At 57.9% G+C, this 15,504-nt stretch carries 13 protein-coding genes and 1 riboswitch; of the genes, 6 read left to right on the plus strand and 7 right to left on the minus strand.

Annotation, left to right across the window (positions count from 1 at the left end):
• Positions 1-19: 19 nt before the first annotated feature.
• The 5 genes from SIC19_RS06035 to thiC form a co-directional block, all read right to left on the minus strand.
• Positions 20-2,221, minus strand: a complete 2,202-nt coding sequence (locus SIC19_RS06035; protein ID WP_226909875.1) for a type VI secretion system Vgr family protein — start codon at positions 2,219-2,221, stop codon at positions 20-22.
• Positions 2,222-2,329: 108 nt separating this feature from the next.
• The gene (gene cpdA, locus SIC19_RS06040; RefSeq protein ID WP_075195815.1) at positions 2,330-3,136 is read right to left on the minus strand and encodes a 3',5'-cyclic-AMP phosphodiesterase; all 807 of its coding nucleotides are present in this window, start codon (positions 3,134-3,136) and stop codon (positions 2,330-2,332) included.
• Between the two features lie 195 nt (positions 3,137-3,331).
• Positions 3,332-3,817 (minus strand): DUF1249 domain-containing protein, encoded by a 486-nt coding sequence (locus SIC19_RS06045; RefSeq protein WP_036203520.1) that lies wholly within the window; start codon positions 3,815-3,817, stop codon positions 3,332-3,334.
• Position 3,818: 1 nt separating this feature from the next.
• A complete protein-coding gene (locus SIC19_RS06050) occupies positions 3,819-4,436 on the minus strand; it encodes an NUDIX domain-containing protein (RefSeq protein ID WP_036203517.1) in 618 nt (205 codons plus the stop codon).
• A 410-nt stretch (positions 4,437-4,846) separates the two neighbouring features.
• Positions 4,847-6,724, minus strand: coding sequence for a phosphomethylpyrimidine synthase ThiC (thiC, locus tag SIC19_RS06055; protein ID WP_041336140.1), 1,878 nt, complete (start codon positions 6,722-6,724; stop codon positions 4,847-4,849).
• A gap of 74 nt (positions 6,725-6,798) precedes the next feature.
• Positions 6,799-6,913: riboswitch (TPP riboswitch) on the minus strand.
• Positions 6,914-7,071: 158 nt separating this feature from the next.
• On the opposite strand from thiC, the gene SIC19_RS06060 reads away from it, so the two are divergent.
• A complete protein-coding gene (locus SIC19_RS06060; RefSeq protein ID WP_036203512.1) occupies positions 7,072-8,475 on the plus strand; it encodes a TolC family outer membrane protein in 1,404 nt (467 codons plus the stop codon).
• 62 nt (positions 8,476-8,537) lie between these two features.
• On the opposite strand, the gene waaA is transcribed toward SIC19_RS06060, so the two are convergent.
• Positions 8,538-9,806 carry a lipid IV(A) 3-deoxy-D-manno-octulosonic acid transferase gene (gene waaA, locus SIC19_RS06065; protein WP_041336137.1) on the minus strand — a complete coding sequence of 423 codons (1,269 nt, stop codon included), beginning with the start codon at positions 9,804-9,806 and terminating at the stop codon, positions 8,538-8,540.
• A 172-nt stretch (positions 9,807-9,978) separates the two neighbouring features.
• Here waaA and lpxL point away from each other — a divergent pair, with 172 nt between their 5' ends.
• From lpxL to SIC19_RS06085, 4 genes are read left to right on the plus strand one after another with little or no spacing between them, the layout of a single operon-like run.
• The gene (lpxL, locus tag SIC19_RS06070; protein ID WP_075195814.1) at positions 9,979-10,929 is read left to right on the plus strand and encodes an LpxL/LpxP family Kdo(2)-lipid IV(A) lauroyl/palmitoleoyl acyltransferase; all 951 of its coding nucleotides are present in this window, start codon (positions 9,979-9,981) and stop codon (positions 10,927-10,929) included.
• Positions 10,930-11,877 (plus strand): mitochondrial fission ELM1 family protein, encoded by a 948-nt coding sequence (locus tag SIC19_RS06075; RefSeq protein ID WP_036203502.1) that lies wholly within the window; start codon positions 10,930-10,932, stop codon positions 11,875-11,877.
• Entirely contained in the window at positions 11,874-12,989 is a 1,116-nt protein-coding gene (locus tag SIC19_RS06080) for a glycosyltransferase family 4 protein (RefSeq protein WP_075195813.1), read from the plus strand. The genes SIC19_RS06075 and SIC19_RS06080 overlap by 4 nt, the downstream gene beginning before the upstream one ends.
• Complete coding sequence (locus tag SIC19_RS06085; RefSeq protein WP_041336132.1) at positions 12,986-14,044, plus strand: glycosyltransferase; 1,059 nt, start codon at positions 12,986-12,988, stop codon at positions 14,042-14,044. The genes SIC19_RS06080 and SIC19_RS06085 overlap by 4 nt, the downstream gene beginning before the upstream one ends.
• Here the strand turns inward: SIC19_RS06085 and SIC19_RS06090 are convergent.
• A complete protein-coding gene (locus SIC19_RS06090; RefSeq protein WP_036203494.1) occupies positions 13,968-14,678 on the minus strand; it encodes an SGNH/GDSL hydrolase family protein in 711 nt (236 codons plus the stop codon). The two genes, SIC19_RS06085 and SIC19_RS06090, sit on opposite strands and share 77 nt — an antisense overlap.
• Before the next feature lie 60 nt (positions 14,679-14,738).
• On the opposite strand from SIC19_RS06090, the gene SIC19_RS06095 reads away from it, so the two are divergent.
• Entirely contained in the window at positions 14,739-15,407 is a 669-nt protein-coding gene (locus SIC19_RS06095; protein WP_036203490.1) for a YrbL family protein, read from the plus strand.
• Positions 15,408-15,504 lie beyond the last annotated feature (97 nt).

The following is a 15,504-nucleotide window of genomic DNA, read 5'->3' on the forward strand; positions in this document are numbered from 1 at the left end:
TTGAGGTTCAGGGGTTGATTCATACCGCGCCCTCCTTACCGGGTGCCAATGCGCTTTTCACTGTTTCATCGTCAGTTCCCCGACCACGAACGTCGACCAGCCGGCCAGATTCGTCGACAACAGGGGTTTCCTCTAAGACACCATCGGATTGCGTCGGAGAGGCGCTGAAAGGTGTAGACCCGTTGCTGCCCCCGGACTTAGTCTTGGCTCCAGCAACACTACCTGGCTTTGCATTGATTCGTGTGCCCGTTTCGGCTAACGAATCCTGCGTCACATTGGCACCTGCCACTGGCTCGATGAGGTCGGGCTTTTCAGGCATTTGTGCCCCAACGCCACTTCCACTCCCAGGCCCGCCCCCGGAATTCATCTTCACCATAGGCCCGGACACAGTCACACCACTGGGGTCCACCTTCACAAAGCTGCCACCGGCCTTGAGGGTCACTTCCGCACCCGCTTCGATCACGATTTTCATACCGGCCTTGTGGTGGATTTCGCTGCCGGCTTCGATGAGCTGGTTCTTGCCCTGTTTGCTGTGGTGGCTGCCGTTGACGGTGAGGCTGGCGTCGCCGCCGATGGATTCGCGCTTCTCACCATCCACGGTGGCGTGGTCATTGCCCTTGATGTGGGCCTTGCGGTGGTTGTCCACGGTCAGGTGGCTGTCATTTTTGATGACTTCGGTGCGGTTGTTTTCCGTCAGCAGGTCCAGGTCTTTCTGGGCGTGGACATAGATCTGTTGCTTGTCCGCTTCATCCTCGAATCGAAGTTCGTTGCTGCCCTCGCCCTTGTGGGTCTGGGTTTTGAGGGTGGTGCGGGTTTTGTGCTCCGGCAGCGCGTACGGCGGCGTGTTGGTGGCGTGGTAGGTTCTTCCGGTAATGATCGGCTGGTCCGGGTCGCCGTCCAGGAAGCTGACGATGACTTCGTTGCCGATTCGCGGCAGCGCCATGAAACCATACTGGCCACCGGCCCAGCCCTGGCTGACTCTGAGCCAGGCGCTGCTGTGTTCGTCGTTCTTTGAGTATCGGCCCCACGGGAATCGGACTTTGACGCGCCCGTGTTCGTCGCAGTGGATCTCTTCGCCTTTGGGGCCGGTGACAAGGGCAATCTGGGGGCCGTCCATCAACGGGCGATGCTCGACCTGGGGCCGCCAGGTGCGGTCCGCGGGGATGGCGTTGAAGGCGTTGTGGTAGGTGGTGGCGCCGTTGTTGCCATCCTCTTCCAGGGCCTGGGGTTGTTCTCCGGTATGGGTGATGCTGGTGAACAGCCATTCCCGGTTCAGGCGTGGGTTGTCGTGGTCGGTGAGTTCGACTTTGGCACCTACGGTGAAGTCGGGGCGGTTGCTCTGGCCATCGGCGATGGCGGCGTCGTTCCTGAGGGCATCGAGACGGCTTTCGGTAAAGGGCTGGCCGCTGGCATCCTGCTTGAAACGGCCGGGGTAGTCGTAGTGCTGGTAGTCTTCCCGCTGGCCGTCGAGTTTGTCGGCCTGGTGTTCGTGCATCAGGGCGTAGGCGGGGTTCTTGAAGGTGTAGTCCTTCATGGCCACGGAGGCGGCTTTCACCCGTTCCCGGTAGCGGAACTGGAAGACGGTACTCTGGCGGGTGCTGCCGCCGGCCTTGGCGTTGTATGCCACCGGCTCGAGCCTGGGGGCGTCGCCGTGGTGGTCGGCGATGATGAGGGCGGGTTGGTCGTTGCCCTCCACATCGCCGTGATAATAACGATAGTGCCAGCCTTCTTCGGCGGCCAGCCGTTCGACAAAGGCCAGGTCGCTTTCCCGGTGCTGGACGCAGTATTCCCGTTCTTCGGGGGTGCGTTTCAAATCAAACACGGTATCGATAAGGCCCCGCTCTTCCAGCAGGGTGCGCACGATGGCGTCGGTGGCCTGGGTCTGGAAGATGCGGCTGTTGTGCATCAGGTCGAGGCGCCACAGGGGTGGCTGGACGATGACGTCGTAACGGGTGCGGCGGTGGCCGGAATCACCCCGGACAAATTCGTTGATCACGCCGGTAAAGCGCCGCAGCGGAACGCCATCCTGCCACATCACCAGTTCCACGGGCTGTTCCAGCACGTCTTCGGGGGCAATATCGGGCGAGGTACTGGCCAGTTCCAGCTTGCAATAGCAGAGCCTGGAAAGGTACTCGGTCAGCTCGAAACGGGCGACCACGAACAGGTCTTTGGGGAGTTGGCCAAGGGTGGCCGTGAACTGCAGTCCGGTTGCCTGGGGCATGTCTTCGATCCCTGAAGAAGTGAATGTCTCTTGCTCGTCCTGAGCGAAGCCTGAATTATATACGCAATAAGGTGGCCATTAACAGGCCGCCTACCGATCAGCAACCCGCTAATATCCGGTGCTGTTGCTATCCAGCTCGAACACAAAATCCGTCGCCCGGCTGACTTCGGTAGAAAACTCACCCGACGGCAACAATTCGAACCACCGATAGCCCGGCGCCTTATCCTCCACCGAAAACTCCACGGAGCCGGCTGTAAACTGTATGCAGGTCGACGGCGTCGCCAGCAGGCGCGCACTCTTGCGGGTTTGATCCAGTTCCTGATGAATATGGCCCCAGAGGACGATTTTTACCTGCGGGAAACGATCGATCACCTGCCAGAACGCGTCACGATTGCGAAGCCCGATCGGTGACATCCAGCGGGTATCGATTTCAACCGGATGGTGGTGAAGAGCGACCAGTGCTGGCAGGTCGGAATTCTCACTCAGGGTCTTCTCCAGGAACGCCAGCTCAGGCTCCGAAAGCTCACCGAACACCTTCCCGGGAACCGAGGTATCCAGCAGCACAAACTGCCACCCACCCTGGATAATATGGCGCTGATTGGCTCCTCGCTCGGCGGCGATACGGGATAGCAGTGGCGAATCGTCATGATTGCCGGCCATCCAGGCCGTGTCACACTGAAAGACCTCCAACTTGTCGCCAAACAGGCGGTAGGCTTCTTCGCTTGCATCCTGGGCAATATCACCCGTGGCGAGGATAAGGTCCGGCTGGCCATGGTCCCGGAAAACCTGAGCAATCACGGCATCCAGGCTGTCCCTCGTATTGACACCCAGCAGCCCACCCGCCGGATCGGCCATCAGGTGCGGGTCAGTCAGTTGTAGCACCCGGAGGGCACGCTGGTTGTCGTTCTCTGTCATGGCACTCGTGGTTCTTGCGTTTGCGCAACACACACCGGTGAAGCAGACCTACTGGCAGGTTATTGAGTTTTTCCGCCTGCATCCAGAATATTCATCACATTCTGCTCAGGCTTTCCCAGGCAATTGCCGGTTTTGACAACTCTCGCACAGTCTACGAGCACTCTATGCCATTGGATGCAGAGCAGACATACAACCTTAGTCCACGCCCTCTCCGGCGGACCAGGCGGCATGTTCCATCGGCAAGTGCCCGAAACGCAGGCAGTAATCCAGCCAGTCGGCCAGGAAACTGTTGACCTGAACTTTTTCGTCAGGGTGGTGCATGAAACGGTTCGGGTAGTCGTTCACCGGCGCAATCTGTCGATCGCGGTAACAACTGATAACCTCGGCCATGGTTGCATCGTGATAGACCCGAACCGTCAACTGGGGATTATTCAGCCAGCGCCCGGAGTTGTGCACCTGTTCAAGCAGCAGGGTTTCCGTAAACTTTGTGGTTTGCAGCACTTCGATGCGAACACGGCCCAGGTACTGGTCCTCACGATGAAGCTCGAATTCACAAATGGGGCGGCCCTTGGCTTCAAGCCTCCGCAGGCGGTGAAGCCGCATGTAATTGCCATCACACAGCGCGCCGAAACGTCTTAGATCCGGTACATAACGCCGGGGTTTCATTACCCACTCTGTCATATCAGCTCCAACCTTCCCGCAAACGCGGGCGATTCAACTGCAACCACTGCAGCGCGATGATCGCGGCAGCGTTATTGATACGTCCATCATAAATCATTGCGATGGCTTCGTCGGCGCTGAATACATGAGCACGGATATCTTCGTGTTCATGCTCCATGCCAAACAAACCGCCGGCGGATTTGGTGCTGATGCGACCGCAGTATAGGTGGATCAGCTCTGTGCTCCCGCCGGGAGACACAAGATAGTCGCAGATTTTGTCCAGCGGTTTAAACGTCAGGCCGGCTTCTTCCTGGCCTTCTCGCTGGGCAACATCTTCGGGCGACTCACCCTCCTCGTTCATGCCAGCCACGAGTTCCAGTAACCAGGGAGACTGCTTCCGACCTAAAGCGCCGAGGCGGAATTGTTCGAGAAGAACAACTTCGTCACGATCGGGATCGTAAGGTAATACGCAGGTGGCGTCGCCGCGGATGAAGAGTTCGCGGGTGAATGTTGGCATTTGCCCGCCGTCAAAGCGCGGGTGCGTCAGCCAGAGCTTGTCCATGCGGAAGAAGCCATGGAACACGGTTTCGCGTTTTTCGATTTTTACGTCACGGTCTTTAAACTGGAACGGTTCGGTCATTACTGGTTTCAGATCCGTTTGTGAGAACGATTCTGAACGATAGCCGGATTTACGGGGCTACTGCAAGCTCGGGCCCCAGCCTTAAATCACGGGGAGGCAGCAATTGGGAACCCCTTTTCCAAAACACGCTCAAGCCCGTCCCTGGGGCGCTTGAGCTCCGCCATCCATGGCTCCGCACAGTTTTGGAAAAGGGGTTCCCAATAACTGCTTCGAGCATTTGTGCAATCCTCAAAAAGCGACCAACGAGGCGATGACTGCCAATACCAGATTGAGCCAGGGTGGTGGCCCCGTTCAGAAACGTGCGGAGCCAGGGATGGCGGAGCCCGAGACGCACAGGGACGTCTCGAGTCGTTTTCTGAACGGGGCCACCACCCTGGCTCACACTCCGAACCAAGCAGTCTTACAAAAGGTCAAACCTTGTCATAAAGCTTGGACCCAGCCTCCACAAACTCCCGGGATTTCTCCTTCATGCCGGCATCCACCGCAGACACCTCGTCTAGGCCATTCTCCTTGGCATACTCCCGAACTTCCTGGGAAATCTGCATGGAACAGAACTTCGGGCCGCACATGGAGCAGAAATGGGCCACCTTGGCGGAGTCCTTCGGCAGGGTTTCATCGTGGAAGGCACGAGCGGTGTCCGGGTCGAGGCCGAGGTTGAACTGATCTTCCCAGCGGAACTCGAAGCGGGCTTTGGACAGCGCGTTGTCGCGGATCTGGGCACCGGGGTGGCCTTTTGCCAGATCAGCGGCATGAGCTGCGATTTTGTAGGTAATGATGCCGGTCTTTACATCGTCCTTGTTGGGCAGGCCCAGATGCTCCTTCGGGGTAACGTAGCAAAGCATGGCGCAGCCGTACCAGCCGATCATTGCCGCGCCGATACCGGACGTAATGTGGTCGTAGCCAGGGGCAATGTCCGTGGTCAGTGGCCCGAGTGTGTAAAACGGTGCCTCATCACAGCATTCCAGCTGCTTGTCCATGTTTTCCTTGATCAGCTGCATGGGCACATGGCCCGGCCCTTCGATCATTACCTGAACATCGTGCTTCCAGGCAATCTTGGTGAGCTCACCCAGGGTTTCGAGCTCGCCGAACTGGGCTTCGTCGTTGGCATCGGCAATGGAGCCGGGACGCAGGCCGTCGCCGAGACTGAAGGCCACGTCGTAGGCTTTCATAATTTCGCAGATGTCTTCGAAGTGCTCGTACAGGAAGCTTTCCTTGTGGTGGGCCAAACACCACTTGGCCATGATGGAGCCGCCACGGGACACAATGCCGGTGGTACGCTTGGCCGTCATAGGCACATGATGCAGGCGCACGCCAGCGTGGATGGTGAAGTAGTCGACGCCCTGCTCTGCTTGTTCAATCAGCGTGTCACGGAAAATCTCCCAGGTCAGGTCTTCGGCAGCGCCGCCGACTTTTTCCAATGCCTGATAGATGGGCACGGTGCCGATGGGAACCGGCGAGTTGCGGATAATCCATTCACGGGTTTCATGGATATTCTTGCCGGTAGACAGATCCATGATGGTGTCGGAACCCCAGCGAGTGCCCCAGGTGAGCTTCTCGACCTCTTCCTCGATGGAAGAACTGACCGCCGAGTTGCCGATGTTGCCGTTGATTTTTACCAGGAAGTTGCGACCGATGATCATCGGTTCGGTTTCCGGGTGATTGATATTGTTGGGAATAATCGCCCGGCCGCGGGCAACTTCGTCCCTGACAAATTCCGGCGTAATTTCTTGCGGCAGGGACGCGCCGAAGGACTGGCCCGGGTGCTGATCCTTCAGTAGACCCTGCTCTCGCGCTTCCTGCAGCTTCATGTTCTCGCGGATGGCCACAAATTCCATCTCAGGAGTGATGATCCCCTGGCGGGCATAATGCATCTGGCTGACGTTCTTGCCGGGCTTGGCCCTCAGCGGCTTGCGCTCATCCATAAAACGGAGTGGGTCCAGCAGAGGGTCTTTCATCCGGCGACGCGTGAATTCAGAGGTGTAATCGGATAGCTGCTCTACATCTCCGCGCTCCTCAATCCAGGCGGAACGGATGGGCTTGAGTCCCTTACGCAGATCAATAGTGGCTTCAGGGTCGCTGTACGGACCGGAGGTGTCATAAACGGCGACGGGCGCATTTTTCTCGCCACCCATGTCGGTCGGCGTGTCGCCCACAGTAATTTCCCTCATGGGCACCCGAATATCAGGTCGGCTACCCTGTACGTAGATTTTTCGGGACTGGGGCAGCGGCTTGATGGCTGCAGAATCGACTTTTGCTGAATCGCTAAGATAGGAAGGTATTGTTGTCATAGTGCGTCCCCGGGTTGATTAGGTATACGGGTCGCGCATGACGGGCAGTGATCACAGAACGGTTCTGTGTCGTTGCAGCATATTGTCTCAAATCCCTACGCCGGTATTATCCGGATCAGGTTGCGGGTTCTGCATGGCAATCTCAGCCGGCGGTCAGATGTTCTGACGCCAGCACCCCGTCAAGACGCGAAATCAATGTAATTGACACTTACAATCAGTGCCGACTGCAAGTGTAGAGCTCAGGCCGATTATTGTCCATAATGGCGAGCCTGAAACGCTCAATGGTTATCTGAACATATGTGGCCAGGTATTCCAACACGCCGGGTGATTCACTAACAGGAGACATCATGAAGAAACGACTGCTTTCCGGGCTGATTGGACTGCTCGCAGCCCAGCCTGCACTATCCATGGATCTGGTTGAGACGTACGAGAAAGCACTCTCCTATGATTCCGGCATTGCATCGGCTCAGGCTCAGTTCCAGGCGCAGCAAGCTGCCGTTGACGTCAGTAAAAGCTCCCTGCTGCCGCAAATCACGGCAACAGGGTCAGTAAACCACACAGATTTTGAGCCCCATAACGCATTCAGCGGCTCAGGGAACGATGAGTTGGCGCGACAGTTTTTTTCGGGTGACAGCTACAAGGCTTATCGTTACGGCGTTGAGTTGAGCCAACCTATATTCCAGGCCAGCGACTGGTTTACATACGAAGCCAGCCAATTCCAAACAAAGGCTGCTGAAGCCCAATACAACCTGTCCCAACAACAACTGATTCTCGATGCAGCAACCGCCTATTTCAATGTTTTGCGGGCTCAGGATACAGTTACCACCGCGAGAGCAACTGAAGCTGCCATTCAGCGCCAATATGATCAGGCCCAGGAACGCTTTGAAGTGGGCCTTATCGCCATAACCGAAGTATACGAAGCGCGGGCCAGCTATGACGATGCCAGAAGCCAACGCATCGCTGCTGAAAATCAACTGAACATTGCAAAAGAACAACTGGCGCGACTAACCGGCGATTACCCTACCGCTCTGGAAAACCTTCGGCAGAACTTCCCTCTTAGGCGCCCTGAACCGGCAAACCCAGCATCCTGGGAGTCAAGAGCCCTCAAAAACAACTGGTCTCTTCAAACGACCCTTTTCCAGCTTAACGCAAGTCAGTCCGACCTGAAAGCGGCCAAGTCAGGCCATTTGCCAACGCTTGAGCTTACCGCCTCCTATCGTGAAACTCGTCTCGACAACGCCTTATCAACAACGCAAGAAGGCACTGAGGGCGTCATTGGCCTGTCCCTCAATATTCCTCTATATACAGGAGGAGGAACGAAGGCTAGCGTGCGTCAACAGCGCTCGCTGGTGACGGCTGCCGAACATGACCTGAATACAGCGCGCCGCGATGTACGTGTAAACACGCGCAGCCTGTTCCTGACCATTGACAACAACATTGAGGCCGCCAATGCACTTGAACAGACCATCATTTCCCGCCGCAGTGCATTGGATGCCACCCGTGCCGGTTACGAAGTGGGTACACGGAACATCGTGGAAGTGCTGGATGCGGAACGGAACTATTACGTGGCACTGCGTGACTTCGCCAATGCCCGTTACGACTACGTGATTAACACCCTGAACCTGAAACAGGCAGCTGGCACCCTAAGCCCTCAGGATCTGGTTGACCTGAACAATTGGCTGAGCGCATCAGCGCCGGGGATTGAAGCCATGGCTAACGAACAGGAAACCATCGACAACCCCTCTCAGTAAACTGATGCAAACCAGGCCGGGGCACCATGCCCCGGCCAATAACAAAACGCCGGCATCACACCTTAGACCCGCTTAACAATCCCATCGACCACTTTTTCGAGCGCACCACGGTTGGCATTCACAACCGCCAGCGCGTTGTGCCCCGCCTTTTGAGCAGAAGATTTATCCGAAAAGAGATGAACGACGCACTGGGCAAGAGACTCCGCCGAATCCGTAATAAACAGCCCCTGCCCTGAATCAAGGCGGTCGTAAATGGTTTCGAAATTGAATATGTGCGGCCCGGAAACAACAGGTATTCCCCAAGCGGCTGGCTCCAGCGGGTTGTGGCCGCCGCGCTCAATCAGCGAACCGCCCACAAAGGCCACATCGGAGGCGCCGTACAGCATTAACAATTCACCCATAGTGTCACCAAGATACACCTCGCTCCCCACCTTTCCGCCCCCGTCACTTCCTGACTGGGACCGACGGACAAGAGAGAGCCCCATGGCGTCAATGAGCCTGGCCACATCATCAAAACGCTCTGGATGCCGCGGCACAATCATCAGCAATGCGTTCGGGAAATGCTCGAGGATTTGTTGGTGAGCTTCCAATATCTGGCGATCCTCACCGTCGTGGGTACTGGCTGCGATCCAAACCGGACGGTCAGCGCCCAGCGCCGCCCTCAGCCCCGAAGATTCGGCGCGCACTTCGTCCGAGACCTCAACATCAAACTTGATACTGCCGGTCACCGACACCGACTCCGGCGTGGCCCCAATACGCAGGAACCGGCCAGCGTCTTCCTCTGCTTGCGCGGCTATCCAGCTAATACTGCGGAGCAGCGGGCGAACCAGTGACGCCACCCGCTCATATCCCCGCGCGGAACGGCTGGAAAGGCGCGCATTAATGAGAAAAATGGGCACCTCGCGTTGGCGGCTAAGAGCAATCATATTGGGCCAAAGCTCAGTTTCCATAATCACAAGCGCCCGGGGCCTTACGCGGCCAACAAAACGGCGCACCGCACCGGGTGTGTCATAAGGTGAGAAAGCATAGTGGACCCGGTCACCGAACAAAGCCCTGGCTCGGGCCGAGCCGGTCGGTGTCATCGCGGTCATCAATATGGGGATATCAGGATTACGCCTCAGCAAGGCTTTCACCAGGGGGGCTGCGGCAATGGTTTCACCCACCGATACGGCATGAACCCATATGACCGGCTCATCGAAGGCCTCCACGTACCCCAGGCGCTCCTGCCAGCGCACGAACGCTTCAGGATTGGTACGCCCGATCCACCACAACCGCAGCAACACAAACGGCAGCGCGATGCGGAAAAAAAGGGAGTAGAAAAAATGAAGCATGGTAACTCCGGCCGGGTCGATGCGGCGGTCATTCTACATAAAGCGGTGGCCGGCGTCTGCGACCTGGAATTCATGATTTTCCGCAACTTGCGGATATTGCGGCTTTAGCCGGAGATAATGGCCCTGCTAAACTCCGGTTCTTGCCGTTAAAAATCATCAGGGACTGACACGAGTGAAGACCGCTAAACAGAGAACTCGCGACACCCGCTATACCAGCTACCTTCATCCGCGCTGGTGGCCAACCTGGATCGGGGTCGCCGCCATGTGGCTGGGTGCCCAATTGCCACTGAAGTTACAATGGTGGCTGGGCAAACGGGTTGGTGACATAGCCTATCGCTTTGCCGGCCGTCGCAAGCAAATCACCGATGTGAATATTCGCCTGTGCTTTCCAGAGTTATCCGAAACGGAAAAGCAGGCACTGGTGAAGGCGTCTTTCCGCGCCAACGGCATCGGTGTCATGGAGATTGGGCTGGCCTGGTTCCGCAGTCCCACCAGCTTCATGCCCATTACAGAAGTCCACGGCCTTGAACATGTCGACGCTGCCCTTGCCAGAGGCAAGGGCATCCTGTTGCTGGGCGGTCACTACAGCACCCTTGATTTGGGGGGCGCCCTGGTCACCGAATACATTGAGGCCGACGTGATGCAGCGCGACCATAACAACCCATTGATGAACGCGGTGATGACCCGCGCAAGGGAGCGTCGTTATGGGGTGGCACTGGACAGCCGGAACCTGCGCGGCCTGCTCAAACAGCTCAAAAACAACCGTATCGTCTGGTACGCCACGGATCAGGACTACGGCCGCAAAGGCATCGTTTTTGCCCCATTTTTCGGAGTACCTGCGGGGTCCATCACCGCCACCTCGCGCATAGCCGACCGTAGCGGCTGTGCCGTGGTGCCCTTCAGCCATTTCCGACGGGAACACGCTCCAGGGTACGATATCTACTTCCATCCTCCACTGGAGAACTTTCCTTCCGGAGATGACATGGCGGACGCCACATTGGTGAACAAGACCATCGAAAACGAAATCCGAAAACACCCGGACCAGTACCTCTGGATGCATCGCCGCTTCAAGACCCGTCCTTCCAGGGAAGATCCGAACCTGTACAGCAAGGACGCAAACTGAATGCGCTCCCACACCGGCTCCCCCGCCCCGGTTGTCTGGCTACTGACCGATAATAAGCCTGGCCATCACAACCAGCTGAAAGGGTTGGGCAACCGCCTTCGGGTGCTGGCTGGCGCCAGCGTGAGTGAAATCGATGCGACCGAAGCGCCCCCGCCCTTGTGGCGGGCGCTGCTTGGCGTTGCGCCGGCCATGGATAAAGCCCTGGGAAGACCAAACCTGATTATCGCAGCCGGCAGCGGTACCCACCGCCTGTTGCTATCCCTGCGGCGGCTCCGAAAGGTAAAAACCGTGGTTTTAATGAAACCGGGCTTCCCTCTCAACTGGGTCGATGCGGCCATCATTCCAGAACACGATAAGGTCCCCCCAGCCAGACATGTCCTTGCCACCGAAGGTGTCATAAATGCAATCACGCCCCTGGCCAGAATTACCGACAAACCCGAAGGCCTTGTTCTCGTAGGCGGCCCCTCCCCCCATTTCGACTGGGATGACGACGTTATTCTCGGACAGTTATCCCAGCTAATGGGTCGCTACCCGGAATGGCGCTGGACGATCAGCGGCTCTCGCCGTACGCCCGAAAACCTGTTGATGCGACTGAACGACCTGGCAGGCCCGAAGGTCACGGTCGTGGATCCCAGGCGAACGCACGCCAGCTGGCTTCCCCATCAACTCGCCGCCTCCCGCGCGGTGTGGGTCACACCAGACAGCGCCTCCATGGCCTGCGAAGCTGCCACCTCCGGCGTGCCTACGGGTCTGTTTGAGCTCGCGCCCAAGAATAACAGCCGGGTCGCCCGGGGCATGGCCAGCCTGGTAGAGAAAGGGTACGTCGCGCACTGGAGTGACCATGCCTCGGTTATGGCTGGAAAATTGCGCGGATCGCAGGAGCTTTGGGAGGCTGATAGGGCCGCAAGGTGGCTGATTGAACACTTTTTAAGGGGAGGCAAACGTTGAGGATTCTGCAGGCGTTACCCGCGCTATACAGTGGCGGGGTGGAACGAGGCACCGTGGAGTTCGCCGCCGACCTGGTGAAACGTGGGCACGAGTCCTATGTGGTTTCGAAAGGCGGGCCCATGGCGGAGCAGCTTCGTGGGCAAGGCTCGGAACACATTTTCATGCCAATACACCGGAAGAACCCGGCGTCGTTCGGGCAAATCCTCCCCATGCGCAAGCTGCTGCTGGAGCTGAAACCGGACATCGTGCACGTGCGCTCCCGTATGCCCGCCTGGATCATCTTCCTGGCTCTGAAGACCATTCCAGCCAACCAGCGCCCGGCCGTTGTCTCAACCTTTCACGGCATGTATTCCGTGACCCCCTACAGCGCCATCATGACCCGGGCTGATCACATCATCGCCGTGTCCGGTTGTGTTCGGGATTATGTGCTGAACAAATACCCGGTGCCGGAAGAAAAACTGACCGTCATCCAACGGGGCGTGGACGTGAGTGCTTTTCGACAACGGGAGCTCAGCCCACAATGGCTGGACCGCTGGTTCCGACAGTACCCACAATTGGCCCAGAAAAAGATCATCATGATGCCCGGGCGCATTTCCCGCTGGAAAGGCCAACTGGACTTTCTGGCCATGATGGCGCAGCTGGTGCAAAAACGACCGGACTGCCACGGCATCATTGTCGGCGGCGCTGAACCTGGCAAGGAGCAGTTTCTGGAGGAGCTGGAAAAGGAACGTGCCCGCCTGAACCTGACCGACAAGGTTAGTTTCCTCGGCCAGCGCAACGATATGACCACCCTCTACCTTCTGGCGGACGTGGTCTGCCACATGTCCACGAAACCAGAACCTTTCGGCCGCACCGTTACCGAAGCCCTGGCCTCCGGCACACCGGTGGCCGCCTTTGACCGAGGTGGCGCAGCCGAAACACTGCGCGCCTGTTTCTCCGACGGACTGGTACCGCCAGACAATATAGAAGCGTTTGCCCAGACCGCGCTCGCCCTCCTCGACAATCCCCGACCTGAGATAGAGATACCGTGGCGATTCCAACTGGAAGCACAGACCGAAACCACGCTGAAGGTCTATGAGAACCTTCTTGCGCGGAGGCCTGCGCACCAATGAATGCGCAAGGCCCGCTGACAATCGCGCTGATTATCGCCACGCCCGGCACGGGCTGGGGCGGTATGGAAACGCACACAGCCGACCTCGCGAACGCCCTCTCGACAAGAGGCCACACCGTTCACGTTCTGGCACACAGCCACTACAGCGAACGCTTCGCCTCGCCGGTTTGTTTCCATCCACTGCCCGTTCAGCTCGGCCGACGCAACCCATGGCTGCACTACCGCCTGCGGCGACTGCTTCGCTCCATCCACCCGGACATCGTTCATGCCCAGGGTAACAAGGCCGCAAACCTGATCAGTTCAGCCCGTCATCTGAACAGTGCAACAGTGGGCACGCTTCATGGCACCAAGCGCTCCCATAAGGGGTTTGAGCGGCTGGATGGCGTGATTGGTGTCAGCCGTGATATTACCGACACCATTGCCCACGCCAATGCTCGGCTGATCCACAATGGCTTACCGCCTGTGGACACCTCCGGCGAAGAAAAGACGGAGGCCCCGACCTTCGAAATTCCTGCAGATCGCCCTCTCCTGTTAGCCGCAGGCCGTCTGGAACCAGTCAAACAGTTCGACCGGCTGATTCGCGCCTGGGCCAGGGCCGACTGCGGTGGCAGTCTGGTTATCCTGGGTGATGGTAGCCAGCGTGCTCAACTAGGTACCCTGATTCAGGAGCTGGACGTCTCAGACCACGTACTGCTTCCAGGCCATGAGCTCCATATGAAGCCCTGGCTCCAGGCCGCCACCGCCTGCATCATCAGCTCCAGCCGCGAAGGTTTTCCTTATATCATGGTGGAAGCGCTGATGGCGGGTTGCCCGGTACTGTCAACGCCAGTCAGCGGAGTGGGGGAATTTCTGCCAGAACAGAGTATTGCCGCGTCTGACCGCGTTGAGGATATCGCCACACTGGTTCGCACCAATCTCCGCAGCCCGATGGTTATGAGAGATTCCCAAAACGGCAGTTTCCTGTGGGCCCGGGAGCAACTCAGCCTTGAGGCGATGGTATCGAAGACTGAGGCTTTTTATCGGGACCTGTTGGCCAGTATGTCGACAGCGCGCTGATCACCGTATCCGCCAGGAGTCGATGCCCTGTTTCGGTAAGGTGGGTTCCGTCTGCCATCAGTGACCGGGCTTTCTGCTGCCATAATGGGTGGTAGGCATCGGCAAAAAATGCATTTGGCTCTCGTATGGCTAACTCTCGCAGGCCCTCATTGTAGCGCTCAATGCGCGGGTTCCGGGGCTCGTCGAGGTTCGGCGGCGTGGACACCAACGCGAACAGGGTGTCGGGGGCCGAGCGCAACACACGCTCAATATTGCCCAGATACTCATCCAGCGGCACCTGCTCCACCGCGCCCCAACGATCCTGCAGGTGGAGACGCCGGGCCCATTTCTTCAGCTTTTTGACGAGCTTTCGGGCAAGCTTCCTGCGGGGGCTGTCCGGGTAATAAAGCACATAGGGCGCACCACGAAAGGTGAGCCAGGAATCAACAAGCCCGTACTGAATAAACGCCAATTGATAGTTCCTGGGCGGGAAGGCCTCAGCATACTGAAGCAGCTCACGGGTTGTGCTCATGGTATGACCACAATTGGTGAGCGAAAGACCCAATTGCTTCGCAACGATCTGCGGCCAGACCGGTTCATGATAGTCTTTCAGGCCCTCGGTATTACAATCACCGTAGGCAATACAACCGTTCATAACGTGGCTTCCCGAGGCTTCCGTTGCACAAGGCAATAAAACGAGATTCGGATACGATCCATGATTGACCTGTCAGGCATTGAGCCATTCGCCTCTGGCTACAACCGACACTGCTACCGGCATCCGGATGATCCGGCATTGTGTCTCAAAGTACTGCGGCCTGAAAACATCGAAGTTCGGTTCCAGCGCCAGGCCTGGCCAAAGAAAATGCTCGGCAGAGCGAGGATTGATGACAACCGCCAGGAACTCCGGGCGCATCAACAGCAAGCCATCCGGGCACTGATCAACGATGGCCACGACGAACTGGTCTGGGCACACCTGCCGCAATTTCATGGCGCGGTGGACACCTCGTTCGGCCCGGCAAACATGAGTGAACTCCTCTTCGATGACCACGGCCTACCGGGCGAAACGCTCGAACACTACCTGAAACACCGAGGGTTTGATCAACCGATTCGGGACGCCGCAGGCCGCTTCTGCAACTGGTTACTCGAAACCGGAATCCTCACCCGGAACCTGCTGCCCCACAACCTGGTGATCGCCGACAAGGGCGGACAACCGGAGCTGTTCCTGGTTGACGGGCTCGGCGCCCCCGCCATCCCCGACAAACTGGCCACTCTCCCCGCTTGGCGAGAGCGATACATTGGCCGTCGTATCCGGCGCTTTTACCTGAGGATTGGCTGGGAAACCGGTAATCGCAGCGAGAGTTGGGAGGACTCTCAAAAGCTTTAGGGCAAATGACGAGTCTCAAAGGCCAACGAGCCTTGCCGCACAAGCCGGATGGTGGTAGCTTCCGTTCATTCTTTTTTCAGTTGATTGTCCTCCGATT

Source organism: Marinobacter sp. MIT930201 (assembly GCF_047122665.1).
Lineage (GTDB): Bacteria > Pseudomonadota > Gammaproteobacteria > Pseudomonadales > Oleiphilaceae > Marinobacter > Marinobacter salarius.

Excerpts from the sequence above, each read along its gene's own strand:
- SIC19_RS06035 (WP_226909875.1), bottom strand. The coding sequence starts at position 2,221 with ATGCCCCAGGCAACCGGACTGCAGTTCACGGCCACCCTTGGCCAACTC.
- cpdA (WP_075195815.1), bottom strand. The coding sequence starts at position 3,136 with ATGACAGAGAACGACAACCAGCGTGCCCTCCGGGTGCTACAACTGACT.
- SIC19_RS06045 (WP_036203520.1), bottom strand. The coding sequence starts at position 3,817 with ATGACAGAGTGGGTAATGAAACCCCGGCGTTATGTACCGGATCTAAGA.
- SIC19_RS06050 (WP_036203517.1), bottom strand. The coding sequence starts at position 4,436 with ATGACCGAACCGTTCCAGTTTAAAGACCGTGACGTAAAAATCGAAAAA.
- thiC (WP_041336140.1), bottom strand. The coding sequence starts at position 6,724 with ATGACAACAATACCTTCCTATCTTAGCGATTCAGCAAAAGTCGATTCT.
- SIC19_RS06060 (WP_036203512.1), top strand. The coding sequence starts at position 7,072 with ATGAAGAAACGACTGCTTTCCGGGCTGATTGGACTGCTCGCAGCCCAG.
- waaA (WP_041336137.1), bottom strand. The coding sequence starts at position 9,806 with ATGCTTCATTTTTTCTACTCCCTTTTTTTCCGCATCGCGCTGCCGTTT.
- SIC19_RS06075 (WP_036203502.1), top strand. The coding sequence starts at position 10,930 with ATGCGCTCCCACACCGGCTCCCCCGCCCCGGTTGTCTGGCTACTGACC.
- SIC19_RS06085 (WP_041336132.1), top strand. The coding sequence starts at position 12,986 with ATGAATGCGCAAGGCCCGCTGACAATCGCGCTGATTATCGCCACGCCC.
- SIC19_RS06090 (WP_036203494.1), bottom strand. The coding sequence starts at position 14,678 with ATGAACGGTTGTATTGCCTACGGTGATTGTAATACCGAGGGCCTGAAA.
- SIC19_RS06095 (WP_036203490.1), top strand. The coding sequence starts at position 14,739 with ATGATTGACCTGTCAGGCATTGAGCCATTCGCCTCTGGCTACAACCGA.